Here is a 22,856-nt window from a genome sequence, read left to right as displayed (position 1 = left end):
CCGATGCCCGAGGGTGATGCGGTGTGGCGCACGGCCCGGCGGCTGCACGACGCGCTGGCCGGGGATGCCCTGGTGCTCAGCGACGTGCGCTGGCCCAGCCTGGCGACCGCCGACCTGCGCGGCTGGACGACCGTCGAGGTCATCCCGCGCGGCAAGCACATCCTGCATCGCCTCCGCTCCCCGCAGGGGGCGACGTGGACGCTGCACTCCCACCTCCGCATGGACGGAACGTGGCGCGTCGCCCCCGCCCGCGCCAAGCGCCCCACCGGCCACCGCGTCCGGGTGCTGCTCGGCACCACCAGGGTCACCGCCGCCGGCTCCAGCCTCGGCATGCTCGACCTCGTGCCCACGGGAGAGGAACGCCGCCTCGTCGGCCATCTCGGGCCCGACCTGCTCGGCCCCGACTGGGACGCCGCGCGCGCCGTCGCCAACCTCCGCGCCGACGGTGGGCCGCTCGGCCCCGCGCTGCTCGACCAGCGCCACCTGGCCGGCATCGGCACCCTGTGGGCCGCGGAGTCGCTCTTCGCCGAGCGCCGCCACCCGCTCACCCCGGTGGCCGAGCTCACCGACGCCGACCTGCTCGCGCTCGTCGAGCGCGCCCGCGTGCTGATGGAGCGCAGCCTCGTCACCGGCCGGGGCTCGGAGCAGAACGGTCCGCGCGCCCCCGTCGGCGGGGAGCGCTACCGGCCCAGCCCCGACCGGCAGGGGGCCGGAGAGACGTTCCACGCCTTCGCCCGCGTCGGGCGTCCCTGCCACCGGTGCGGCACGCCGATCGCCCAGCTGGACGCCGGCCCGCGCGCCCAGGAGCGTGGGTTCTCGTTCTGCCCGGCCTGTCAACCGGACAAGGATCGCGGCGGGCAGGTCACGCTGGGGTGACGGCGCCTCCATCCCGCAGCCGAGCCGTGTGGACCGGCGCCGGCTGGGGGAGCGACGCCGAGCAGGTGAGCTGGGCGGGCGGAGCGGACGCCACGTCGACCCGCACCCGGTGGGTGTGGCCTGCGGCGACCACCGCGACCTCCGCGCCGCCGGGGTCGCGCCGCAGCACGCGTGAGGTCACGGCGTCCAACCGCCTCTCGGCGAGCTGGCGCCGCACTGCCGCCTCGGCTGCCTGCGCCACCCACGGCACGGTCGTGCGGCCGCGATGGTGCTCCAGCGACAGCCGCCCGGCGAGGTGCTCGGCCACGACGACCGGACCAGACTCCGGGGTCAGGCGGCCGTAGGCGTGGGCGTCCGGGAGGCAGAGGAGGTTGGCGGCGAAACGGTCGCCGCCGAGGTGGGACGACTCCCACACCTGCGCCGGCCACCGGTGCGCCAGCGCCGCGGCCAGCGGACGCCCGCGCTCGGCGCAGCAGGCGTCGTGGCGCCCGTGGGTGCACACGAGCAGGAGCGGTTCGTCCCAGCGCGGCAGGCCGACGCCGTCGGGCGTCCGCACCCCGGCGAGGTCCCAGTCCAGCAGCTCGGCCGGGTCGGCCACGCGCGTCGTCTCCACCCACCCGTGCGCCGCGTTCACCACGAACACTCGCCGGGGGCCCGGCTCACCGCGCCCGGGCCGGCGGATCAGCAGCGGCCGGACGCCAAGCTCCCGCTCCCACGCCCTCAGCCGGCCGCGCACGTCGGGCGCCAACCGTCGGTTGCGGAGCACCGCGGGCCCCCACGGACCCGGGTCCTCCAGCAGCACGAACCGCCCGACCGTGGACGCCGTCGCCGTCAGCGGCTCGGAGCGCGCCTCGCTCGCCGCCGCGCAACGAAAGGGCTCCGGGGGTGCCGCGACGGCGTCCGGCGTCACCGCACCACTTCCAGCAACCCCTCACGCACGAGCCGGCGGACCAGCACGACCGCGCTGTCGGTGTCGAGGTGGTCGGCCACGTCGGCCGCGGTGAACGCGCCGGACTGGCCGGCGATGTCGTCCACCGCCCCCGCGATCCGGGCCGGCACGGTCAGGACGCGGTCGCCCAGCAGCAGGCGCAGGCGCTCGCCGTCGGGCCGGATCACGCAGGTGCTGCCCGGACGCCGCCGCACCGGGGTGTCGGCGGTGAGATCGGTGACATCCAATCGGTCGAGCAGGCCGCCGCCCAGCACGGGTTGGCGTCCGGATCCGAACGTGCGCTCGAAGGACGCCAGCATGGGCTCGACCTCGCTGGTGCGCACCGCGTCGGCCACCTCGGCCAGCTTGGCCCGCAGGGCGGCGGCGAGGGCGTCCGGATCGGCGAACAGATCCGCCGGCAGCGGGCCCGCCAAGGCGTCGGAGGCGAGGATCGGGTCGACGACCCGACGCACCAGGTCGCGCCACACGTAGCGGTTGATGCCGATCGTGACGTGCAGGGACGCGGTCGCCTGCGTGCGCGCCATGTGCGGCGTGCCGGTGGGCAGGTACATGCTCGTGCCCGGCACCATGCGCACCTGGTGGGCGCCCGCGTCGTCGTGGACCTCCCACTCCTTGGCGCCGAACGTCTGGAACACGAACACGTCGTGGCTGTCGGAGTGCAGCGCGAAGCCCTGCGAACCGGGCGGGGTCAGGTAGGCGTTGGCCTGGCAGGGGTGGCCGAGCGCGGTCTCGAGGCCGCGGACGAGCTGACGCAGCGGCTCCCAGTAGCGCTGCAACCCCTGGAAGACGATGGTGGCGCCGTCGGAGAACAGGTCGAGCACGTTGCGGGGGTCGATCAGCCCCGTCATCGGCTTGCCGGCGATGGACGCCTGCCGCGTGAAGCGGCTCTCGGCGAGCACCGAGCCGGATTGGGCGAGGCGCAGCTGCGGCGTCCGCATCGCGGTCTGGGTGATCAGGTGGTCGGCCTGCTCGATGTCGAACAGCCCGGCCAGGTCGGCCTCGGGGATGGTGTGGACGTGGATCCGGCGACCCCACACCTCCTCGATGAAGGTGTGGGCGTCGCCGGAGAGCAGATCGAGTGGGTCCATCGTTCAGGCGTCGACGCCGTCGGCGTCGGAGGAGTCCCCGTCCACGGTGTCGGTGCTGTCGCCGTCGGTGCCGTCGGCATCCCCGCCGTCGACGCCGTCGGCGTCGGAGGAGTCGCCGTCCACGCCGTCGGTGCTGTCGCCGTCGGTGCCGTCGGCATCCCCGCCGTCGACGCCGTCCGCGTCGCCGCCGGAGGCCCGCGGGCCGGGCGTCTCCACGCCGGAACCGGACGTGATGAGCTCGTCGTCGCTGAGGGGTTCGGTGTTCTCGGTCACGGGATGCTCCTTCGTGAGTGGATCCGCGCCGCGGCGACGCGATGCTCCCGACCCTAGTGGGACGCCGCCGGTGCCGCCAGCCCCCGGATCAGCCGCAGCGCACTAGGATCGGAGGCCAACCGAGGAGGTGCCCATGGGCAAGAAGGCCGAGAAGAAGGCTGAGAAGAAGGCGGCGCGCAAGGCCGAGGCCAAGGCGCTGCGCAAGGCGGAGGAGAAGAAGGCCCGCAAGGCCGAGAAGAAGGCCGAGGCGGTGAAGGCGGAGGCGGCTGCGGCGCAGGCGGCCGAGGTCGAGGCCGATGCGGCCGCCGCGATCGAGGCCGAGCAGGCCGAGGCTGCCGAGCTGGTCGAGGCCGAGGCGCCGGTGAGCCCGCCCGCCCGCAAGCCGGTGCTCTTCCAGAAAGACTACGGACGCCAGCCCTACGTCGTGAACGTCGAGAAGGCGACGCTGGCCAACAAGCACTTCCGCAAGACCATCTGGACCGGCGAGCACCTCCAGTTGACCTACATGACCATCCCGCCGGGCGGCGACATCGGCCTGGAGGTGCACCCCGACACCGACCAGTTCCTGCGCGTCGAGCAGGGCACCGGGCGCGTCCAGATGGGGCCGGCCGAGGACGAGCTGACCTACACCCGCCGCGTCACCGGTGACTTCGTCGTGCTCGTGCCCGCCGGCACCTGGCACAACATCACCAACACCGGCCGAGACGATCTCAAGCTGTACACCCTCTACGGCCCGCCGGACCACGTCGCCGGCACCGTGCACCGCACCCAGGCCGATGCCGAGACCGACCCGAACGAGGAGCACTGAGCTCGGGGGGAGCACGGTGCCCTGACGCAGGGCATGATGGAGCCATGTCCGAAGATCCCCGCTGGCTGTACCGGCAGATGATCGACGCCATGGTGGTGTCGTGCGCGCAGGGTCAGGGCCAGATCAGCGCCCAGCGCGTCCGCGTGGGCGTCTGGAACGACAACGCGGACGAGATCGCCGACGTCGATCCGTCGCCGCAGGCCATGAACACGGTGCTCGCGTCGTTGACCGAAACGCAGCGTGAGGCGCTGGCCGTCCTGTTCGCCGAGGAGTTCGCCTCGGGGGTGTTCAACGCCCTCGAGGTGCTGCACGCCGCGCGTTGCACCCACTTCGAGGAGGGCTACGACGGCGACCCGAGCGACGACTTCCTCGGCCGCATGGACGGGTGGACCTGGCCGGACGCCTGAGCGCGGCGCCGCGTCCGGATCAGACTGGCGGGGTGACCCGCTGCTTGCGCGCGCGGGCAAACACCGAGCTCAGGTACACCGCCGAGCCCGCCCACACGAGCACCAGCCCCGCCCAGTACGACAGCCCGACCACCTGGCCGAACACGGTGATGCCGAGGCCGAACTGAATCGTGGGGCCGAGGTACTGCAGCACGCCGACGACGCCGAACGGCAGCCGCGGCGCCGCGAGCGCGAACAACCACAGCGGCAGCGCGGTGAGGACGCCGGCGAACATGAGCAGGGCGGACGCGCGGGCGTCCGACCCGAAATGGCTGGCACCGGTGGCGGCCAGCCACGCCCAGTAGGCCAGCGCGAGCGGCACCAGCAGGCCCGACTCGACGAACAGCCCCTCCAGCGCGCCGAGCTTCGCGCGCTTCTTGACCACGCCGTACAGCCCGAACGACGCCGCGAGCAGCAGTGAGACCCACAGGCCGCGCCAGTTCTCCCAGGCGATGACGCTGACGCCGACCAGCGCGAGCAGGGTGCCGGTCAGGCCGCCGCGGGTCATGCGCTCGCCGAACAGCCAGACGCCGAGGACGATGTTGACCAGAGGGTTGATGAAATAACCGAGGCTGGCCTCCACGACGTGGGCGGAGTTCACGGCCCAGATGAACGTCAGCCAGTTCAACCCGATCAGCAGGGATGCCGCGGCCAGCCAGGGCAGCTTGTCGCGGCGGGCGGCGTCGCGCAGCCACCCCCACGGGCGCCGGAGCGCCAGCAGGACGAGACCGACCGCGGCCAGCGACCACACCACGCGGTGGGCGAGGATCTCCATCGGGCCGGACGGCTTGAGCAGGGGGAACAGCAGCGGGAAGAAGCCCCAGATCACGTAGGCCGCGACACCCGACGCCAGGCCGATCGAGCGCTCGCGCGAGCCGTCGTCGGGCGCGGGCACGGTACCGCCGGGGGCGGCTGCTGGGTGGGTCACCGGCTCACCCTACGCCCGCGGCCGCCGGACGGTCGTCCGGGTCCACCCGTGGCCTCCGTTAGGCTGCGGAGCGTGCTGTTGTCAGACCGCGACATCTCCGCCCAGATCGATGCCGGACGCGTCCGGCTCGACCCGTTCGACGCCGCGCTGATCCAGCCCTCGAGTGTCGACGTGCGCCTCGACCGCCACTTCCGGCTGTTCGACAACCACAAGTACCCGTTCATCGACCCGGGCGAGGAGCAGCCCGAGCTGACCCGGCTCGTGCAGGTCGACCCGGACGAGGCCTTCGTGCTGCACCCCGGCGAGTTCGTGCTCGCCTCGACCCTGGAAGAGGTGACGCTGCCGGACGACCTCGCCGCCCGCGTCGAGGGCAAGAGCTCGCTGGGTCGGCTCGGGTTGTTGACGCACGCGACCGCGGGGTTCGTCGACCCGGGGTTCACCGGCCACGTGACCCTGGAGCTAAGCAACGTCGCCACGCTGCCCATCAAGCTCTGGCCGGGCATGAAGATCGGGCAGTTGTGTTTCTTCCAACTCAGCTCGGCCGCCGAGCACCCTTACGGCACGCGGGAGCGGGGCAGCCACTACCAGGGGCAGCGGGGCCCGACGGCGTCGCGGAGCTGGAGCAACTTCATCCGCGGTGGGGTGAGCTGAGCCTCGCGGGCGGGTGGGTCAGACGGGCTCGGCCAATACCTGGGCCAGCGTGTGCTGACCGACGGCGAAGAGCTCGGGGGAGTCGTCGCTCATCGTCGCGAAGATGAGGCCGAGATGCAGGGCCCACGCCTTGGCGCGCTGCCAGGTCGCCGCGTCCACGAGGCCGCCGTCGTCGAGGCGCTCGGTGAAGATGCGGCGTCCGTCGGCGTCGAAGGTCAGCCACGCGGTGGCCAGGTCGGTGGCCGGGTCGCCGGCGGTGAGGTCACCCCAGTCGATGATGCCGGTGAGGGTGCCGTGGCCGTCGGTGATCAGGTTGTGGGGGTGGAGGTCGCCGTGCACCCAGACGTCGACGCCGTCGAACTCCGGCGCGTGCGACCAGGCGTCCCAGCGGGCGAGCAGGGCGTCCGCCTCGGCGAACCCGGCGGCGCGCTCGCGGACGCGGGCGTCGAAGCGTTCCTGCGCCAAGGAGACCCCGCGGACGGGGTTGAGCGGCGCGTCGGGGGAGGCCGGCAGGTGGAGGCACCAGAGGGCGTCGGCGAGCTGCTCGGCGAAACCGGTGCGCTCGGCCGGGGTGACGCGCGAGGCGCCGACCCCGGGAATGAGGTTGACCACCGACCACACCCAGGGGTAGCGCTCGCTGGGCCGGCCGACGAACACGGGCTGCGGCACGTCGACGTCGAGCCCGACGGCCAGCCTCGGCAGCCAGCGCACCTCGTTCTCAACGAGGGAGGAGGACGCCTCGCGGCGTGGGAAGCGGGCGATCAGACCGTCGCCGATCTGGTAGAGCTCGTTGTCCCACCCCGAGTCGAACGCGCTGCGCGGCAGATCGGCGAGGTCGGGTGCCTGCTCGGCGAGCAGATCGGCCACGAGGGCGTCGTCGATCACGACATCGGCGGCTGGAGCGGTGGGCACACATCCATTCCACAGCCGATGCCGCCAAATCGGCTGGTCGGGTGGCGTGGTTGCCGCCTATTGCCCGGTTGCCCCGCTCGGCCGCCGCTGCCGTGGCCCGCAGGGGCGGTGGCTGGCCTGCGGCATGATGGGGCCATGAGCGTGCTCGAGGCGGCCTTCCGCGGCCAGCGTGTGGTCGTCTGCTTTCCCCCGGACGGCTTCGCCGACTGGGTGCCGGCGGCCGAGGTGTTGCTCATGGAGGGGTTCCGCACGTGGCAGCTGCCCCACAGCCAGCTCGCGCTGCTGCCCGACGTGCTCTCCCTCTACGCGCGGCGCGCGCGCGTGGGCGTGGGGCACGTGGTGGACGCCGCCGGCGTCCGCGCGGCGGTCGAGGCCGGGGCGCACTTCGTCAGCGCGCCCGTGCACCTGCCCGAGATGGTCGAGGCGGCCGGGGATGTGCCGCTGCTGACCGGCGGGCTGACCCCGCAGGAGATTGCCGCCGCGCTCAGCGCGGGCGCCGAGGCGGTGCAGGTGACGCCGGCCGACGTGATGGGCTCCGGGTATGCCCGCTCGCTGCCGCCGCTGTTCCCCGGGGTGCCGCTCGTCGCCGCAGGGCGGCTCGAGCGCTACCAGGCTGAGATGTGGCTCCAGGCGGGCGCTGCGGCGGTGAGCGTCGAGGGCGTGATCCTGCAGCCCGAGACGGGGGGGAAGACGCCAAACGAGCCGTCCGAGGTGCGGCGGCGGTGCCAGGGATTCGTGCAACTGCTGGCAACTCCCGAGTCCTGAGGGACGCCCCAGTTTGCGGCTGAGACTTTCTCAGCTAACTTTGTGGAGTCACTTACCTGTAACACGTTCGGAGACCGCCTCATGTCGAATCCTCGTCGCCTCTCGGAGACCGCTGTCGAGTGCCCGGAGCAGGCGCAGGCCGAGGCGTTCAACGCCTCCCCGCGTCGGCAGGCCCGCACCCAGGGTCAGCTCCTCCGTGCGCGCATCGCCCCCACGGCCGTCTCGCTGGCCCTGCTGGGTGGTGTGACCGGCCTGTCGTTCGGGCTGAAGGGCACCGAGACCGCCGTGGCCGTCCCGGCCCCCGTCCGCGCGGACGACGCCACCTCGCGCACCGATGCGCGCGCCGCGCTGGAGAGCGCCGAGACCCTCGCCGCTGACGACGCCACCGCCGAGGTGCCTGCTGAGGGTGCCGCCGAGGTGCCGGCCGATGCTGCTGCCGAGGTACCGGCCGATGCTGCTGCCGAGGCCCCCGCCGAGCCGGTGGCGGAGCCCGTCACGTTCGCCGTCGGCTCCTGGACCACGTCCATCGGTGCCGCCGCCGGCGACAAGTACGCGCAGAAGACCGCGAGCCTGCGGGCCCGCGCGACGCAGGACTCCGACAAGCTCGGCAGCCTGAAGGTGGGCGACAAGATCGCCGTCACCGACAAGGTGGAGAACGGCTACCGCCAGGTCAACCACGACGGCAAGGTCGCCTGGGTCTACGACGAGCTGCTGGCCGACACCCCGCCCGTCGTCGAGACCCCCAAGCCCGTGGCGACCGCCGCCGCGTCGAGCAGCAAGGCGTCCTCCGGCACCGCGTCCGCGAGCAAGGCGTCCTCGGGCACGGCATCCGCGGCGGCCGCGTCCTCGTCCGGCAGCGCCGAGACCTACACGGGGTCGACCTCCTACTCCGGCGGCTCGGTGCTCGGCCTCAAGCCGAAGGCGATGGTCGTCTACAACGCGGTCACCGCGAAGTGGTCGTTCCAGTCGATCGGCGGCTACCGCGCGAGCAGCCTGTCGAACCACCAGTACGGCGGTGCGATCGACTTCATGACGTTCAAGGACTCGGCGAAGGGCTGGGCCGTGGCCAACTACGTGGCCGCCAACGCCGACGCGTTCGGCATCGACCACATCATCTTCGAGCAGAAGATCTGGACGCCCTACCGCCCCTACTGGCGCCCGATGGCCGACCGGGGCAGCATCACCGCGAACCACTACGACCACGTGCACGTGTCGGTGAAGCTCTGATTGCACCCCCATCCGCGACGCCCGCTCCTCCCCCAACTGGGAGCGGGCGTCGTTTTGTTTGCGGGGCCCGGGGTGTCGGAGGGACGCCGTAGGCTGAGATCCATGACGAACGTGACCGCCACGGACGCGTGGCACAAGCTCGCTGACCTCAAGGACGGCTTCCGTCCCGACCTGCGCGGCTGGTTCGCCGCGGACCCCGACCGGGCAAAGGATCTGACCCTGACCGCGGGTGACCTGCACGTCGACCTGTCCAAGAACCTGCTGAACGAGGCGGTGCTGGGTGCGCTGGTGGAACTGGCCGATGAGGTCGGTCTGGCCGCCAAGCGCGACGCCATGCTGGCCGGGGAGCACATCAACACGACGGAGGACCGCGCGGTGCTCCACACGGCGCTGCGGCGTCCGAAGGGCGACTCGTTGGTGGTGGACGGCGTCGACGTGGTGGCCGACGTCCATGCCACGCTCGAGCAGGTGTACGCCTTCGCGCGCAAGGTGCGCTCGGGGGAGTGGACCGGCGTGACCGGCGAGACGATCACCACGGTCGTCAACATCGGCATCGGCGGTTCCGACCTCGGCCCGGTGATGGTGTACGAGGCGCTGAAGCCCTATGCGGACGGCCCCGAGGTGCGGTTCGTCTCCAACATCGACCCGACCGACGTCCACGAGAAGACGCGGGATCTCGACCCGACCCGCACACTCTTCATCGTGGCGTCCAAGACGTTCACGACCCTGGAGACCATGACGAACGCGCGCATGGCGCGCGACTGGTTCCTCGCCGGGCTGGCCGACGCGGGCGTGGCCGCCGACGGGGCGATCGCGAAGCACTTCGCGGCCGTCTCGACGGCGCTGGACCTGGTGGAGGAGTTCGGCATCGACCCGGCGAACGCCTTCGGGTTCTGGAACTGGGTGGGCGGCCGGTACTCGGTGGATTCGGCGGTCGGCACCGCCGTCGTCGTGGCGATCGGGCCCGAGAACTTCGCCGATTTCCTGGACGGCTTCCACCAGATCGACGAGCACTTCGCGTCCGCGCCGTGGCGGGAGAACGTGCCCGCGCTGATGGGGCTGCTCAACGTCTGGTACGTGAACTTCTTCAAGGCGTCCACCCACGCCGTGCTGCCGTACGCCCAGTACCTCCACCGCTTCGCGGCCTACCTGCAGCAGCTCACGATGGAGTCCAACGGCAAGGGGGTCAAGGCCGACGGGTCGCCGGTCGACACCGAGACCGGCGAGGTGTTCTGGGGTGAGCCGGGCACGAACGGGCAGCACGCCTTCTACCAGCTCATCCACCAGGGCACGCAGCTGATCCCCGCCGACTTCATCGCGGTCGCCACCCCGGCACACCCGATCAAGGACGGCGACGTCGACGTGCACGAGTTGTTCCTGGCGAACTTCTTCGCCCAGACCAAGGCGCTGGCGTTCGGCAAGACGGCGGCCGAGGTGCGCGAGGACGGCGTCGCGGAGGATCTGGTGAGCGCCAAGGTGTTTCCGGGCAACCGGCCGACGACCTCCATCATGGCGCCCGCGCTGACCCCGTCCGTGGTGGGCCAGCTCATCGCGCTGTACGAGCACATCACCTTCACCCAGGGCGTCGTGTGGGGCATCAACAGCTTCGACCAGTGGGGCGTCGAGCTGGGCAAGGTGCTGGCGAAGCAGATCGTGCCGGCGATCACCGGGGACGCCTCCGCCCTGGCCGACCAGGATCCGTCCACCCGAGGGCTCATCGAGTACTACCGGGCCCACCGGGCGTGAGCCCGGCCGACCACCGGGAGGTCAACCGCGCCAACTGGGACGCCCGGGCCGACGTGCACGCTGGCCCGGGCGGCTACCCGCTCGACGCGGTGGACGACCCCTCCTGGCTGTCGTCGGTCGTCCGGTTCGATCTGCCCCGGCTGGGGGACGTGGCCGGGAGGGACGGGGTGCACCTGCAGTGCCACCTCGGCCTCGAAACGATCAGCCTGGCACGCCTGGGGGCCCGCATGACGGGCCTGGACCTGTCGGGCCGATCGCTCGAGCACGCCCGGGCGCTCGCCGAGCGGGCCGGGGCCGACATCGACTACGTGAGGGCCGACGTGTACGACGCGGTCGAGGCCCTGGGCGGCCGGCGCTTCGACCTGGTGTACACGGGCATCGGAGCCCTGTGCTGGCTGCCGGACATCAAACGGTGGGCGCAGGTCGTGGCCGCGCTGCTGCGCCCGGGTGGCCGGCTGTTCGTCCGCGACGGGCACCCCGTGTTGCTGAGTGCCCTGGGCGTCGTCGTGCGCGACGACCACCCCGATCGCGCCCAACAGCCGTGGCTCTCCGGCCCGGGGCAGGCGACCCCGGCGTTGGAGCTGCCGTACTTCGAGACCGCCGAGGGCATCACGTGGCGCGACGAGCGGAGCTACGCGGGAGAGGGGGAGGTGGCGGCGCCGGAGTCCCACGAGTGGAACCACGGGCTGGCCGAGATCGTCACGGCGGTGATGGACGCGGGTCTGGTGCTGGAGCTGCTGGTCGAACACGATTCGGCCCCATGGGACGCCCTGCCGGGGCTGATGACGCCCGACGACGCCGGGGAGTACCGCCTCACCGATCGACCCGAGCGTCTGCCGTGCACGTTCACCCTGGCCGCGCGCCGACCGGGACGCGGGGAGGGGCGGGCATGACGCGAGGCCGACGCCCCGTGCTGCGCGCGGTGGTCTGGCTGGCGTGTCTCGGCGGGGTGGCCGCGCTCGGCGTCGCGGCGCCCGCCGTGTGGGCCCGGGCCATGGCGTCCGATCGGGTCTTCGCCGCCGACGAGGCGCCGGCGCAGGACGTGGCGATCGTGTTCGGCGCCGAGATGTACGCCTCGGGGGAGCCGTCGCCCTACCTGCGGGCCCGCCTCGACCTGGGGGTGGAGCTGTACGAGGGCGGCAGGGCCCGCGTGCTCGTCGTGAGCGGCGACAACGACGATGCCCACCACAACGAGACCACGAACATGAAGGCGTATCTCGTGGCCGCCGGCGTCCCCGCCGAGCGCGTCGTGGAGGACGAACACGGCCTCGACACCTACGACACCTGCGTGCGGGCGCGCGAGGTGTTCGGCGTGACGAACGCGCTGCTCGTGAGCCAGCGCTACCACCTGCCCCGCGCGGTCGCGACGTGCCGGGCGGTGGGGGTGGACGCCGTCGGCGTCGGCGACGTCTCCGTCCGCGCCACCTCGCGCCGGTGGAACGAGTTCGCCGCCCGCGAGCTGGGCGCGAACCTCAAGATGGTGTGGGATCTCGTGTCCCGGCGGACGCCCTCCCTCGACGGCGACCCGGACGCCGTCGCCGCGGCCCTGGCATCCTGAGCGCCGGACGCCGCCTCCTGGTCACGGGATCGCCTCCCTGCCGTTGGCTGCGCCTCCCTGTCCGGAACCCACCCCCCTGGCGTTGCAACGGCAGGGAGGTGCGCGTCGGGCGGGGTGGCGGCGTGTAGGGCAGGGTGGCGGCCTGTGCCCGGCGGCGTCGCGCGGGGCGGGCGTCCGCCGGGGGACGCGACGGCCTGTGGGATCATGGGGATCATGTCGTCTCTGCTCTCCCAGCTCACCGAGCGGGTGCAGGCCGCTACCGGGATCGACCCCGAGATGCGGCCCGCCACGAAGCCCCAGTTCGGGCACTTCCAGTCCAACGTCGCGCTGCGCCTCGCCAAGGGCGAGGGACGCCCACCGCGCGAGCTGGCGGCCGAGCTGGCGGAGCGGATCGACGTCGCCGACCTGTGCGAGCCGCTCGAGGTGGCCGGCCCGGGGTTCCTCAACTTCCGGCTGAAGTCGGGCGTGCTCGCGGCGGCGGCGTCCGAGTTGCTGGCCGATCCGCACACCGGCATCACCCAGACCGAGCACCCGCAGACCGTCGTCATCGACTACTCCGCCCCCAACGTCGCGAAGCCCATGCACGTGGGCAACCTGCGTTCCACGATCATCGGTGACTGCTTCCACCGGGTGCTGGCCGCCCGGGGCGACACCGTCATCGCGCAGAACCACATCGGCGACTGGGGCACCCAGTTCGGCATGTTGGTCGAGTACATCCTCGACGAGGGGGTGGATGCGGCCGGCCTCGATCTTGACGGGTCCGTCGCGCTCTACAAGCAGGCCCAGGAACGGTTCAAGGCCGACGAGGCGTTCGCCGACGCCGCCCGCCGCCGCGTGGTGGCCCTGCAGGGCGGCGATCCGCGGACGATGGAGATCTGGCAGACGCTGATCGAGGTGTCCAAGGCGGGTTTCAACGAGGCATACGCGCGCCTCGGCGTCCTGCTGACCGATGACGACCTGGCGGGGGAGTCGCTCTACAACGCCATGCTGGCCGACGTGGCCGACGATCTGGCCCGCCGGGGCATCGCCGTCGTCGACGACGGGGCGCTCTGCGTCTTCCTCGAGGGGCAGGACGCGCCGCTCATCGTCCGCAAGAGCGACGGCGGCTTCGGCTACGCGGCCACCGATCTGGCCGCGATTCGCTACCGCACCACGCAGCTCGGCGCCCAGCGGATCATCTACGTGGTCGGCATGCCCCAGACCCACCACTTCGCCCAGGTCTTCGCCGTGTCGCGCCTCGCCGGGTACCTTCCCGAGACCGTGAGCGCCGAGCACGTCGCGTTCGGCTCGGTGCTCGGCACCGACGGCAAGATGCTGCGGACGCGCGCCGGGAAGACGGTCACGCTGCAGTCCCTGCTGGACGAGGCGGAGGAGGTGGCCGCCCGCCCCATCGCGATGGCGGCCGTGAAGTACGCCGACCTGTCGAACCAACTGCAGAAGGACTACGTCTTCGACGCCGAGCGCATGACGGCCACGACGGGGGACACCGGCCCCTACCTGCAGTACGCCCATGCCCGCGCCACCCAGATCCTGCGCCGGGCCGAGGCCGAGGGGTATGCGTGGGAGCGGATCACCGTGCTCGACGAGCCGGCCGAGCAGGCGCTCGCCCTGCAACTGAGCCGGTTCGGCGAGGTGGTGGAGACGGTGGCCGCCGACCTGCAGCCCCACAAGCTGTGCACCTACCTCTTCGAGCTGGCCACGGCGATGAGCACGTTCTACGAGCAGTGCCCGGTGCTCAAGGCCGACGGTGCGGTGCGCTCCTCGCGGCTCGCGCTGTGCGCCACGGTGAAGAAGGTGCTGGCCACCGGGCTCGACCTGCTCGGCATCCAGGCTCCCGACCAGATGTGACGCCCCGCGGGCTGGTCGTTGCCGGTCCGCGACGAAAAGGCGACGGTGAGTGCGCACTCATTCGCGTGCGCACGCTCAGAACGCGCACCACGGTGCGATCGAGTGGCGCCTTTTCGTCGCCTCGAGGACAAGCCCGGCACCTCAGTGGCCCTTGACTCCACGGCGAGGCGCTCCCTAAACTGTGGTAAGCGCTTACCAATCGTCCGCAGCGCGGCGGAGCAGTTCAGGAGGCTTGAACACCCATGACCGAATCCCTTGGCATCATCGTCAACGGCGCCTCGGGGCGTATGGGTTATCGGCAGCACCTCGTCCGGTCGCTGCTCCCGATCCGTGACGAGGGTGGCATTCTGCTGCCGGACGGCACGCGCGTGCCGATCCGCCTCAAGCTCGTGGGCCGCAACGCCGCCAAGATCTCCGAGGTGGCAGAGCGCCACGGCATCGACGACTGGACCACCGACCTCGACGAGGCACTGGCCGACGACGACTTCCAGATCTACTTCGACGGGCTCATCACCCAGCTCCGCGCCGAGAACCTCCGCAAGGCCATGAAGGCCGGCAAGGCGATCTACACCGAGAAGCCCACCGCCGAGTCCTTCGAGGACGCCCTCGCCCTGGCCCGCGAGGCCAAGGAGGCGGGCGTCAAGGCCGGCGTGGTGCACGACAAGCTCTACCTGCCCGGCCTGCGCAAGCTGAAGGACCTCATCGACTCCGGCTTCTTCGGCGACATCCTGAGCGTGCGCGGCGAGTTCGGCTACTGGGTGTTCGAGGGTGATTGGGTGCCCAGCCAGCGTCCGTCGTGGAACTACCGCACCGAGGACGGCGGCGGCATCGTCACCGACATGTACCCGCACTGGAACTACGTGATCGAGGAGCTGTTCGGCCGCATCGCGTCGGTGCAGACCACGATCGCCACCCACATCCCGAAGCGCTGGGACGAGCAGGGTGAGGAGTACACCGCCACCGCCGAGGACGCCGCCTACGGGCTGTTCGTGCTGGAGAACGGCGTCATCGTGAGCCTCAACTCGAGCTGGGACGTCCGCGTGCACCGCGACGAGCTCGTCGAGTTCCAGATCGATGGGACGAAGGGCTCGGCGGTCGTCGGCCTGCACAAGGCGCGCATCCAGCCGCGCGAGCTGACGCCGAAGCCGGTCTGGAACCCCGACATCCCCGACCCGATCAACCACCGCGACTTCTGGCTCGAGGTGCCCGAGCGCGAGGTGTACGACAACGGCTTCAAGGTGCAGTGGGAGGAGTTCCTCCGCGCCGTCGTCCTCGACGAGCCGTACCCCTACGACCTGCTGAGCGGCGCTCGCGGCGTCCGGCTGGCCGAGGTGGGGTTGCAGGCCGCCGCGGACGGACGCCGCATCGACCTCGAGCCGCTGACCGAGGCCGACCTCTGATGAGCCTGTCCATCAACCAGTGGACCATCAAGCCGGCGTCGATGCCGGACGCCGTCGCGGCGGTCAAGGCCAACGGGCTGGAGGCCATCGGCCTGTGGCGGCAGAACGTCGCCGCTCACGGCCTGGCCGAGACCGCCGCGCTCGTGCGGCGCGAGGGCCTGCGGGTCTCGACGCTGTGCCGCGGTGGCTTCCTCACCGCGGCCGATCCGGACGCCCGCGCCGCGGCGATCCGCGACAACGAGGACGCCATCCGCGAGGCGGTGGCGCTCGGCACGCAGACGGTCGTCCTCGTGGTGGGGGGGTTGTTGGACGGTGAGAAGGATCTCGTCGCCACGCGGCGGCGCGTCACGGAGAACATCGCGGCCATCGCGCCGTTCGCCGAGGCCGAGGGCGTCAAGCTCGCCATCGAACCCCTGCACCCCATGTTCGCGGCCGACCGGGCGGTGGTTTCGACGCTCGACCAGGCCCTCGACATCGCCGAGGAGGTCGGCTCCGATCACGTCGGCGCGGTGGTCGACACCTACCACGTGTGGTGGGATCCGAACCTTTCCGCCGCGATCGCCCGTGCCGGACGCCTCGGCAAGCTGTTCAGCTACCAGGTGTGCGACTGGAACCTGCCGTTGGCCGCCGAGCCGCTGCACTCGCGGGGGTACATGGGCGACGGGTTCATCGACTTCCCGACGATCACGCGGCTCGTCGCGGCCACCGGGTACGACGACGACATCGAGTCCGAGATCTTCAACGAGGACATCTGGGCCGAGCCGCCCGCCGAGGCCGTCGCGACCGTCAAGCGACGCTACGACGCACTCGTCGCACCCCATCTCTGACCCGCGCCCCGACTCGGTAGCGTGAGGCCATGACCGAACGTCCCCGAGCCGTCCTCGCCATGCCTGCCGGCCTGCCGGAGAGGATGTTCGCGCCGGGCGACCTCGCTGCGATGCACCGTGCGCTCGACCTGACGGCGCACCCGGGGGTGGAACCGCCGCAGGGTGACGACATCGCGTTCCTGATCACCGGGTGGGGTTCGCCCCGTCTGGACGCCGCCGCCCTCGACCGGCTGCCCGGCCTCACCCACGTGTTCCACACGGCCGGCAGCGTGAGGGCGCTGCTCGCACCGGAGGTGTGGCGTCGGGGCATCGTGGTGACCTCCGCGGCCGAGGCCAACGCGGTGCCGGTCGCCGAGTTCACGCTCGGGTGGATCCTGCTGGCCGGCAAGGCCGTGCCCGATGCGGCCGCCGTCTATCGGTCGAGCCGGGGCACCGTGTGGGCCGATCCGGACGCCTACGCGGGCCCGGCGTTCGCCCGGGTGGGCAACTACCGGCGGGTCGTCGGCATCATCTCGGCCTCCTCCATCGGCCGGCGGGTGATGGCGCTGCTCGCCCCGTTCGACCTCGAGGTGCTGCTGTTCGACCCCTACGTGTCGGACGCCGACGCCGCCGCCCTGGGCGCCACGAAGGTGGAGCTGGCCGAGCTGTTCGCCCGCTCCGACGTCGTCAGCCTGCACGCCCCCGACCTGCCGGCCACGCGCGGCATGGTCACCCGTGAGCTGCTCGCGTCCCTGCCCGACGGCGCGACGTTCATCAACACCGCCCGGCCGGCGATCGTCGATCAGGACGGTCTCGTCGCCGTGCTGAAGGAGGGACGCCACCGCGCGATCCTGGACGTGACCACCCCGGAACCGCTGCCGGCCGACCACCCGCTCTGGGAGCTGCCGAACGTCACGCTGACCCCACACTGGGCCGGGTCGCAGGGGCTCGAGCTGCACCGCATGGGCCGCATGGCGGTGGACGCCGTCGCCGACGTCCTCGCCGGACGCCGCCCCCGCGGCGAGGTCACCTCCGCCATGCTCGCGACGATGGCGTGAGGTGCCCCGCGCGGCGGGTCACTTCTTGATCAGGACGTCCGGGTTCTTCAGTCGATCGGCGGCGAGCCACGCCGCACCCACGATGCCGGCCGCGTTGCGCAGCTCGGCGGGCACGATCTCGGTGCGGAGCTTGAGCAGCGGGAGGAACTTGTCCGCCTTCTTGCTGACGCCCCCGCCCACCACGAGCAGGTCGGGCGAGAACAGGAACTCGACGGTCTCGTAGTACCGCTGCAGGCGCTCGGTCGCCCACACGTCGAAGTCCAGGCCCTCCCGCTCCCGGGCGGACGCCGCCGCGCGCGACTCCGCGTCGTGGCCGTCGATCTCCAGGTGGCCGAGCTCGGAGTTGGGGATCAGCTCGCCCTTGTGGATCAGCGCCGACCCGATGCCGGTGCCGAGCGTCGTCACGATGACGAGGCCCGGGTGCCCCTTGGCCGCGCCCCACCGGACCTCCGCGACGCCGGCGGCGTCCGCGTCGTTGACCAGCGTGATGTCGCGGCCCAGGCGCTCCTCGAAGATCTTCTCGGCCTCCGCGTCGATCCAGGTCGGGTCGATGTTGGCGGCCGACCGGGTGATGCCGTGCTGCACGATGGCCGGGATCGTGATGCCGATGGGGCCGTCGCCCAGCTCCTCGGAGAAGTGCTTGGCGATCTGGCCGACGACGTCGGCGACGGCCTCGGGCGTGGCCGGCTGCGGCGTCGGGATGCGAAGGCGGTCGGTCGAGAACTCGCCCTTCTTGAGGTCGACAATGGCTCCCTTGATGCCGGAGCCCCCGATGTCGATGCCCAGGGCGTGACGGATCTTCATGCCGCAGAGCCTAGCGAGCCTCGGGGCTCGCGTCCGCCAGACCGGCACCCCCGGTATCGAACGACCGGTCGTAACCGGCGACCGGGGCCGGCTGCTGCTCCGCGGCGGCGTCGGTGTGGGTGCGCAGCAACCAGACGTTGGCATCGGCGGGGGCGTCCGCACGATGCACCAGCGTCTCGCGGAGCCCGGGGGGATCCAGCAACTCGTCGGTGCGGGAGGAGCGCGCGCGGTCCATCTGTCTGAACACCAGGCCCCGTGCCTCGTCGGCGTCGATGTGGACGATCCGCTCCCCGAGCGGGTTGGTGGTGTGCAGCTGCACGGTGGCGACGCCCACGCGCCGCTCCAGCGGGCCCTGGGTCAGCCGCACCGACTGCATGCGGGCGTGCGGCACGATCTGCTGGGTGCGGTTGAGCCAGCCGAGGCGGCTGACGACCACCTGGTCGTCCAGCGCGTAACCCAGCCAGGGGAACGCGAACGGGTCCAGCCACCGGGCACGCCGCGGCGGGCCGTTGAAGGTCAGGCGATCCAGCTCCAGCCCGGGCCAGAGCGCAGCCAGCGCCGCCTGCACCTGGTGGGGTCGCCCGATGGGCAGCAGCATCGTCGTCGCGGGGCCCTCGCCGTCGCCGCCGAGCCCCAGGCCGAGCACGGTCACATCCAGCCGCGCACGGTTGAGCCAGCGCCAGGGCAGCGGCTGGCTGATCCGGATGGCCTGCACGCGGTGCGCCGGCACCGTCTGGCTCTTCAGGGTGAACAGGCCCCGGGTGATGCGGACGCCGGCGGACGTCTGCGCCAGCGTGTAGTTGAACTGGCCGAACAGTCTGTTGCTCAGGAAACCCGCGAGCGCGATGGCCAGCGGAATGATCCCGGTGCCCACGGCCAGTGCCGGCACGTCCAACGCAGCGGCGATGGCCATCGGGATGCCGAAGGCGATCAGCAGACCGATGACCTCGAGCGAGGCCACGGCACCGAGGATGACCTCGCCGGGGCTGAGCCGGATGAGGATCTCGTCGCGGGCCGACAGGTCGTCCCAGGCGGAGGCGGCGGCGTCCGGGGTGGCGGCGTCCTTCGTGGAGGCCGAGCGGCCGTGGGCGCGCACCATCAGGTAGTCGCGGATCTCGGCGGCGCGTCCGCGCTTGAGGTAGGCGAGCTTGGTGGACGTGTCCGCCCCCACGTCGATCGTGAGTTCGGCCAGGCCGAGCAGGCGCGCGGCGAACGGCTGGGTGATGTCGATGGACTGGATGCGCGAGAAGGCGATGCGCTTGGACTCCTGGAACGCACCGGTGTTCTCGATGCGCAGCTCGGCATCGTCGATGATGAACTTGGTCGTCCACCACGACCAGTAGCCCCACGCCAGCCCCAGCAGCAGGGCGCCCATCAGGAAGAGCAGCCACCACGGGATGCGGCCCACGAGGTCCGACATGTCGGCGAACGTGCGGTCGCCCTGCAGGATCGACGTGAGGGCGAACCAGCCGAACGCGACCACGCCGATCCACAGGCTCACCAACGGGCTGAGGGGGTGCATCCGCTCCTCGACGACGACGCGACCGGGGGCGTCGGCGGGCGGCGGGCCGAGCGAGCCAAGCGGGGCTGCTTCGTCGTCTCCGGGCGCGCCCTGGGCGGTGTCGGGCCGGTCGGTCACAGCCCCGACCCCTTCGCGTCGCTGAGCTCGATGAGCCGGTCCCGCAGGATGCGAGCCTCCTCCAGCGGCAGGCCCGGAATGGTGGCGTCCGTCGTGGCGGACGCCGTGACCAGCTCGACGGTCGCCAAACCGTGGGCGCGCAGGAGCGGGCCGGACGACACCTTCACCACCTGCATGCGACCGAACGGAACCACGAGGAGGTGCTTGAACCAGAGTCCCTCGGTCACGCACAGGTCCGCCTCACGCTCGGCGTAGCCGATGGCGCGCACGACCCGGCCGGCCCGGATCCACGCCCACAACCACCACAGGAAGAACACCACCAGCGGGATGGCGGCGGCCCAGGCCTGCTCCCAGATGAACCAGACGGGCACGGCCGTGATGAGGGCGAGCACCGCAAAGGTGATCGACGAACTGATCCGGCGGACCGTGATGAGCTTGGGTGAGACGCGGCGCCACGTGTCAGCGGGCGGCGCGAAGACGGCGGGCACGTCGGGCGGGCCGAGACGATCCTCCGATGCCGGCGGGAGCGGCGGCAGGGCACCACCCGGGGACACGGCGGTCGGCACCGGTTCAGGGTCGGCGGGGTGCTGATCGGGTCGGAGAGCCTGCATGTCGCCCACCCTAGGTGCGGGGTCTGACAGTGGGGCAGCGCCCTCGGTCGAGTCAGAGGTCGAGTCGGATGCGGGGCCCCGCATCACCGGTCGCGCTTCTTCGTGCGGGGCCCCTTGGCGTCCACGCCGCCGAAGAGAACGAGTCCCTTGAGGACGACCGTCGGAGCGCCCGGCACGGGGTGGACGCGGGAGACGCTCGTCCCGCCGAAGATGGCGACCGTCTCGTTGCGGACGTTGACCCCCTCGGGCACCGTGATGTCGACTCCTCCGAAGGCGCAGAACAGGTTCATCTCGACCACGTCGGATTCGAAGGTCGCGTCCCTGAGGTCGAACTCCGTGCCGCCGAACAGGGTGATGTTTGAGACGTGGCGGCGGACGTGCCAGGGACCTTTCCGCTCGACGCCGCCGAAGATGGCGAAGGAGGTGTCGGCCTCGGAGGAACCCGCCGTGCGGTCGATCTGCGCCGATCCCGACGAGCTGAAAGCTCCGATCGTGCGGCCGGTGTTGGTGGCCGGCACGAGATCGGCCGTGAGGCCGCGCAGGTCGTCGAACGTTCGGGCCGCCATGGCCTGTTCGAGGCGCGTGCCGTGTTCGTCACGGGTGAGGCGCCCCTCGGCGTAGGCGGCGGACAGCAGGTCGGCGACGATGCCGCGGTCGGCGTCCCCGACGCGCATGTGTCCGGGCTGGCGAGGGTCGGGGGAGACGGTCATGGCTCCACCGTAAGCGGGGGCGGACGCCGTGGCGAGACCTCGCGTCGGCGACCCGGGGTCGCTCGGGGGCCACCCTGAAGGGTGAGTTGACGCCGCCGCCGCGCATCCGCCGCGCATCCGCCGGGCGGGCCGCCGGCCTGGCCGGGACCGGTGCGACATGCGGGCGGCGGGGGGACGTGGTTAGAATGGCCGGGTTGCGCGAGCAACACTGCGGGCGTAGCTCAATGGTAGAGCGCCAGCTTCCCAAGCTGGACACGCGGGTTCGATTCCCGTCGCCCGCTCCCATCGAACGGGGCTTGCCAGGCGGCACGTCACAGGTGTTTCTCCCTCGGCTTGAGCCCCATCCCCGAAGTACAGTGCTTAATAGATGGCCACGCTGCCCTCCACAAGGCGTCCACGCCCCTCAGCCATCGCGCGGTCACTGTGTCCCCGTCCGGTGCTGCTATCCAGCGCCACGTTGACGCTCGCATGCCAGATCAGGAACATCAATCCCGCGTGCTCACCCCGCTGGGCGAACGCGCGGCCCTGGCCGCTCAACGTCCAGCTCACCAGCCGCGCTCGACGCTTGGGCACGTCCGTCGCGGCGCTACGCTGAGCAGAACCCGAGCGACAGGAGAGGGTGTGGCCCGACGCGTCACCATCGTCGATGTCGCCCGTGAGGCGGGCGTCGCCATCAGCACGGTCTCGGCAGCACTGAACGGTCGCGACGGTGTGGCGCCGACTACACGTGAACGAGTGCTGGAGGCGGCGCAGCGGATGGGGTGGGTTCCGTCCATGCAGGGACGGAGCCTCGTCTCCCGCCGCGCATGGGCGGTGGGCCTGCTCCTGCAGCGGCCGGCGTCCGTCCTAGAGGCCGACCCGTTCTTCGCCGGCTTCCTCGGGGGCGTCGAAACCGTGCTCGACCCGGCCGGGCACGCGCTGGTGCTCATGCTGGCCGCGACCCCCGAGAAGGTGCTGGAGCGCATGCCGCGTTGGGCGCTCGGCGGCGTGGTCGACGGCGTCTTCCTCACTGACGTGCAGGCCGACGACCCGCGCTTCGCCATGGTCGAGGAGCTGGCGTTGCCCGCGGTGGCGATCAACGTCACCCCACCGGGAGGCGCTGCGTCGTCAGTCACTCAGGATCACCACTCGGGCCTTCGCGATCTGATGGCCCACGTGCTCAGCCTTGGGCATGAGCGCGTCGCGCACCTGGCCGGACCGGCAGCGTTTGTGCATTCAGGGGAGCGCGAGCAGGTGTGGCGCGATGCCCTCGCCGAGGCCGGTCTGCCCCCCGGGCCGCTGGTCCGCGGTGACTTCAGCACCGAGAGCGGGGCGAAGGCCGCCGACGCACTGCTGGACCTGCCCGAACCCCCGACAGCCGTCGTATGCGCCAACGATCTGATGGCTATCGGCCTGGTGTCGCGTGCGGGCGCCCGCCGCGTCCGCGTCCCGCAAGAGCTGTCGGTCACCGGCTTCGACGGTATCCGACTGGCGTCCTACATCTCGCCACCGCTCACGACGGTACGCACCTCGCCCCACCACCTCGGAAGCCGCGCCGCTGAACTGCTGCTCGACCGCATCGCCGGTGGTGCCGTGGAACACGCCCACATCGAGCCGGCCGGCCTCGTCCTGGCGGGCTCGACCGCCCCACCGCCCCCCGGCCACTAAGTGCGTACTCGCACAAAGCGATCTGAGGGGCCGCCTCGACCTCTGTTGCATGGGTGGCCACGACTGCTACTGTCTGCCCACCGAAACGTTTCGGATACGGGAGGAC

Annotated in this window: 23 protein-coding genes and 1 tRNA gene; 15 read left to right on the top strand and 9 right to left on the bottom strand. The window is 71.7% G+C overall.

Going from position 1 to position 22,856, the window contains the following annotated elements; all coding sequences use genetic code 11:
* Positions 1 to 3 precede the first annotated feature (3 nt).
* Complete coding sequence (locus PCC79_RS14380) at positions 4 to 876, top strand: DNA-formamidopyrimidine glycosylase family protein (RefSeq protein WP_342372224.1); 873 nt, start codon at positions 4 to 6, stop codon at positions 874 to 876.
* On the opposite strand, the gene PCC79_RS14375 is transcribed toward PCC79_RS14380, so the two are convergent.
* From PCC79_RS14375 to PCC79_RS14365, 3 genes are read right to left on the bottom strand one after another with little or no spacing between them, the layout of a single operon-like run.
* Entirely contained in the window at positions 863 to 1,786 is a 924-nt protein-coding gene (locus PCC79_RS14375; RefSeq protein ID WP_342372223.1) for a sucrase ferredoxin, read from the bottom strand. The two genes, PCC79_RS14380 and PCC79_RS14375, sit on opposite strands and share 14 nt — an antisense overlap.
* Positions 1,783 to 2,913 (bottom strand): JmjC domain-containing protein, encoded by a 1,131-nt coding sequence (locus PCC79_RS14370; protein ID WP_342372221.1) that lies wholly within the window; start codon positions 2,911 to 2,913, stop codon positions 1,783 to 1,785. The genes PCC79_RS14375 and PCC79_RS14370 overlap by 4 nt, the downstream gene beginning before the upstream one ends.
* A gap of 3 nt (positions 2,914 to 2,916) precedes the next feature.
* Positions 2,917 to 3,186, bottom strand: coding sequence for a hypothetical protein (locus PCC79_RS14365; protein WP_342372219.1), 270 nt, complete (start codon positions 3,184 to 3,186; stop codon positions 2,917 to 2,919).
* Between the two features lie 133 nt (positions 3,187 to 3,319).
* On the opposite strand from PCC79_RS14365, the gene PCC79_RS14360 reads away from it, so the two are divergent.
* Together PCC79_RS14360 and PCC79_RS14355 are read left to right on the top strand one after the other, a co-directional pair.
* On the top strand, positions 3,320 to 3,994 hold the full coding sequence (locus PCC79_RS14360; RefSeq protein WP_342372217.1) for a cupin domain-containing protein: 675 nt from the start codon (positions 3,320 to 3,322) through the stop codon (positions 3,992 to 3,994).
* A gap of 44 nt (positions 3,995 to 4,038) precedes the next feature.
* On the top strand, positions 4,039 to 4,401 hold the full coding sequence (locus PCC79_RS14355) for a DUF6547 family protein (RefSeq protein ID WP_342372216.1): 363 nt from the start codon (positions 4,039 to 4,041) through the stop codon (positions 4,399 to 4,401).
* A 19-nt stretch (positions 4,402 to 4,420) separates the two neighbouring features.
* Here the strand turns inward: PCC79_RS14355 and rarD are convergent, their stop codons facing one another.
* Positions 4,421 to 5,368 carry an EamA family transporter RarD gene (gene rarD / locus PCC79_RS14350; RefSeq protein WP_342372215.1) on the bottom strand — a complete coding sequence of 316 codons (948 nt, stop codon included), beginning with the start codon at positions 5,366 to 5,368 and terminating at the stop codon, positions 4,421 to 4,423.
* Between the two features lie 72 nt (positions 5,369 to 5,440).
* Here rarD and dcd point away from each other — a divergent pair, with 72 nt between their 5' ends.
* Positions 5,441 to 6,019 carry a dCTP deaminase gene (gene dcd, locus PCC79_RS14345; RefSeq protein ID WP_232549834.1) on the top strand — a complete coding sequence of 193 codons (579 nt, stop codon included), beginning with the start codon at positions 5,441 to 5,443 and terminating at the stop codon, positions 6,017 to 6,019.
* An 18-nt stretch (positions 6,020 to 6,037) separates the two neighbouring features.
* On the opposite strand, the gene PCC79_RS14340 is transcribed toward dcd, so the two are convergent.
* Entirely contained in the window at positions 6,038 to 6,931 is an 894-nt protein-coding gene (locus tag PCC79_RS14340; protein ID WP_232549835.1) for an aminoglycoside phosphotransferase family protein, read from the bottom strand.
* A 135-nt stretch (positions 6,932 to 7,066) separates the two neighbouring features.
* Here PCC79_RS14340 and PCC79_RS14335 point away from each other — a divergent pair, with 135 nt between their 5' ends.
* From PCC79_RS14335 to PCC79_RS14295, 9 genes are all read left to right on the top strand, one after another.
* Positions 7,067 to 7,696, top strand: a complete 630-nt coding sequence (locus PCC79_RS14335) for a hypothetical protein (protein ID WP_232549836.1) — start codon at positions 7,067 to 7,069, stop codon at positions 7,694 to 7,696.
* 81 nt (positions 7,697 to 7,777) lie between these two features.
* Positions 7,778 to 8,923, top strand: coding sequence for an SH3 domain-containing protein (locus PCC79_RS14330; protein WP_232549837.1), 1,146 nt, complete (start codon positions 7,778 to 7,780; stop codon positions 8,921 to 8,923).
* Between the two features lie 93 nt (positions 8,924 to 9,016).
* Complete coding sequence (pgi, locus tag PCC79_RS14325; RefSeq protein WP_232549883.1) at positions 9,017 to 10,669, top strand: glucose-6-phosphate isomerase; 1,653 nt, start codon at positions 9,017 to 9,019, stop codon at positions 10,667 to 10,669.
* On the top strand, positions 10,666 to 11,562 hold the full coding sequence (locus tag PCC79_RS14320) for a class I SAM-dependent methyltransferase (RefSeq protein ID WP_232549838.1): 897 nt from the start codon (positions 10,666 to 10,668) through the stop codon (positions 11,560 to 11,562). Before pgi ends, PCC79_RS14320 begins: the two co-directional genes overlap by 4 nt.
* The gene (locus tag PCC79_RS14315) at positions 11,559 to 12,227 is read left to right on the top strand and encodes a SanA/YdcF family protein (RefSeq protein ID WP_232549839.1); all 669 of its coding nucleotides are present in this window, start codon (positions 11,559 to 11,561) and stop codon (positions 12,225 to 12,227) included. Before PCC79_RS14320 ends, PCC79_RS14315 begins: the two co-directional genes overlap by 4 nt.
* A 213-nt stretch (positions 12,228 to 12,440) precedes the next feature.
* The gene (gene argS / locus PCC79_RS14310) at positions 12,441 to 14,075 is read left to right on the top strand and encodes an arginine--tRNA ligase (protein ID WP_232549840.1); all 1,635 of its coding nucleotides are present in this window, start codon (positions 12,441 to 12,443) and stop codon (positions 14,073 to 14,075) included.
* Between the two features lie 242 nt (positions 14,076 to 14,317).
* A complete protein-coding gene (locus tag PCC79_RS14305) occupies positions 14,318 to 15,475 on the top strand; it encodes a Gfo/Idh/MocA family protein (RefSeq protein WP_232549841.1) in 1,158 nt (385 codons plus the stop codon).
* On the top strand, positions 15,475 to 16,302 hold the full coding sequence (locus tag PCC79_RS14300; protein WP_342372214.1) for a sugar phosphate isomerase/epimerase family protein: 828 nt from the start codon (positions 15,475 to 15,477) through the stop codon (positions 16,300 to 16,302). The genes PCC79_RS14305 and PCC79_RS14300 overlap by 1 nt, the downstream gene beginning before the upstream one ends.
* 29 nt (positions 16,303 to 16,331) lie before the next feature.
* On the top strand, positions 16,332 to 17,339 hold the full coding sequence (locus tag PCC79_RS14295) for a hydroxyacid dehydrogenase (protein ID WP_342372213.1): 1,008 nt from the start codon (positions 16,332 to 16,334) through the stop codon (positions 17,337 to 17,339).
* 18 nt (positions 17,340 to 17,357) lie between these two features.
* Here PCC79_RS14295 and ppgK read toward each other — a convergent pair whose 3' ends face one another.
* The 4 genes from ppgK to PCC79_RS14275 form a co-directional block, all read right to left on the bottom strand.
* The gene (gene ppgK, locus PCC79_RS14290; RefSeq protein ID WP_232549884.1) at positions 17,358 to 18,137 is read right to left on the bottom strand and encodes a polyphosphate--glucose phosphotransferase; all 780 of its coding nucleotides are present in this window, start codon (positions 18,135 to 18,137) and stop codon (positions 17,358 to 17,360) included.
* A gap of 16 nt (positions 18,138 to 18,153) precedes the next feature.
* A complete protein-coding gene (locus PCC79_RS14285; protein ID WP_232549844.1) occupies positions 18,154 to 19,782 on the bottom strand; it encodes a PH domain-containing protein in 1,629 nt (542 codons plus the stop codon).
* Positions 19,779 to 20,393, bottom strand: a complete 615-nt coding sequence (locus tag PCC79_RS14280) for a PH domain-containing protein (RefSeq protein ID WP_342372212.1) — start codon at positions 20,391 to 20,393, stop codon at positions 19,779 to 19,781. The genes PCC79_RS14285 and PCC79_RS14280 overlap by 4 nt, the downstream gene beginning before the upstream one ends.
* Before the next feature lie 83 nt (positions 20,394 to 20,476).
* Positions 20,477 to 21,103, bottom strand: a complete 627-nt coding sequence (locus PCC79_RS14275) for a DUF1707 SHOCT-like domain-containing protein (protein WP_342372211.1) — start codon at positions 21,101 to 21,103, stop codon at positions 20,477 to 20,479.
* 210 nt (positions 21,104 to 21,313) lie between these two features.
* Between PCC79_RS14275 and PCC79_RS14270 the strand changes: the two genes are divergently transcribed.
* Both PCC79_RS14270 and PCC79_RS14265 read left to right on the top strand, forming a co-directional pair.
* Positions 21,314 to 21,384: transfer RNA gene (locus tag PCC79_RS14270), tRNA-Gly, on the top strand.
* A 340-nt stretch (positions 21,385 to 21,724) separates the two neighbouring features.
* Positions 21,725 to 22,750, top strand: coding sequence for a LacI family DNA-binding transcriptional regulator (locus PCC79_RS14265; RefSeq protein ID WP_232549847.1), 1,026 nt, complete (start codon positions 21,725 to 21,727; stop codon positions 22,748 to 22,750).
* The last annotated feature ends 106 nt before the right edge of the window (positions 22,751 to 22,856 follow it).

The organism is Propioniciclava soli (genome assembly GCF_038502305.1).
GTDB lineage: Bacteria > Actinomycetota > Actinomycetes > Propionibacteriales > Propionibacteriaceae > Propioniciclava > Propioniciclava soli.
The sequence above is the reverse complement of the archived record's forward strand: the minus strand, read 5'-3'. Positions and strand labels throughout refer to the sequence as shown.

What these genes read in the sequence shown, in the direction of transcription:
- PCC79_RS14380 (WP_342372224.1), top strand. Translation starts at nt 4, where the DNA reads ATGCCCGAGGGTGATGCGGTGTGGCGCACGGCCCGGCGGCTGCACGAC.
- PCC79_RS14370 (WP_342372221.1), bottom strand. Translation starts at nt 2,913, where the DNA reads ATGGACCCACTCGATCTGCTCTCCGGCGACGCCCACACCTTCATCGAG.
- PCC79_RS14360 (WP_342372217.1), top strand. Translation starts at nt 3,320, where the DNA reads ATGGGCAAGAAGGCCGAGAAGAAGGCTGAGAAGAAGGCGGCGCGCAAG.
- PCC79_RS14355 (WP_342372216.1), top strand. Translation starts at nt 4,039, where the DNA reads ATGTCCGAAGATCCCCGCTGGCTGTACCGGCAGATGATCGACGCCATG.
- PCC79_RS14335 (WP_232549836.1), top strand. Translation starts at nt 7,067, where the DNA reads ATGAGCGTGCTCGAGGCGGCCTTCCGCGGCCAGCGTGTGGTCGTCTGC.
- PCC79_RS14330 (WP_232549837.1), top strand. Translation starts at nt 7,778, where the DNA reads ATGTCGAATCCTCGTCGCCTCTCGGAGACCGCTGTCGAGTGCCCGGAG.
- PCC79_RS14315 (WP_232549839.1), top strand. Translation starts at nt 11,559, where the DNA reads ATGACGCGAGGCCGACGCCCCGTGCTGCGCGCGGTGGTCTGGCTGGCG.
- argS (WP_232549840.1), top strand. Translation starts at nt 12,441, where the DNA reads ATGTCGTCTCTGCTCTCCCAGCTCACCGAGCGGGTGCAGGCCGCTACC.
- PCC79_RS14305 (WP_232549841.1), top strand. Translation starts at nt 14,318, where the DNA reads ATGACCGAATCCCTTGGCATCATCGTCAACGGCGCCTCGGGGCGTATG.
- PCC79_RS14300 (WP_342372214.1), top strand. Translation starts at nt 15,475, where the DNA reads ATGAGCCTGTCCATCAACCAGTGGACCATCAAGCCGGCGTCGATGCCG.
- PCC79_RS14295 (WP_342372213.1), top strand. Translation starts at nt 16,332, where the DNA reads ATGACCGAACGTCCCCGAGCCGTCCTCGCCATGCCTGCCGGCCTGCCG.
- PCC79_RS14280 (WP_342372212.1), bottom strand. Translation starts at nt 20,393, where the DNA reads ATGCAGGCTCTCCGACCCGATCAGCACCCCGCCGACCCTGAACCGGTG.
- PCC79_RS14275 (WP_342372211.1), bottom strand. Translation starts at nt 21,103, where the DNA reads ATGACCGTCTCCCCCGACCCTCGCCAGCCCGGACACATGCGCGTCGGG.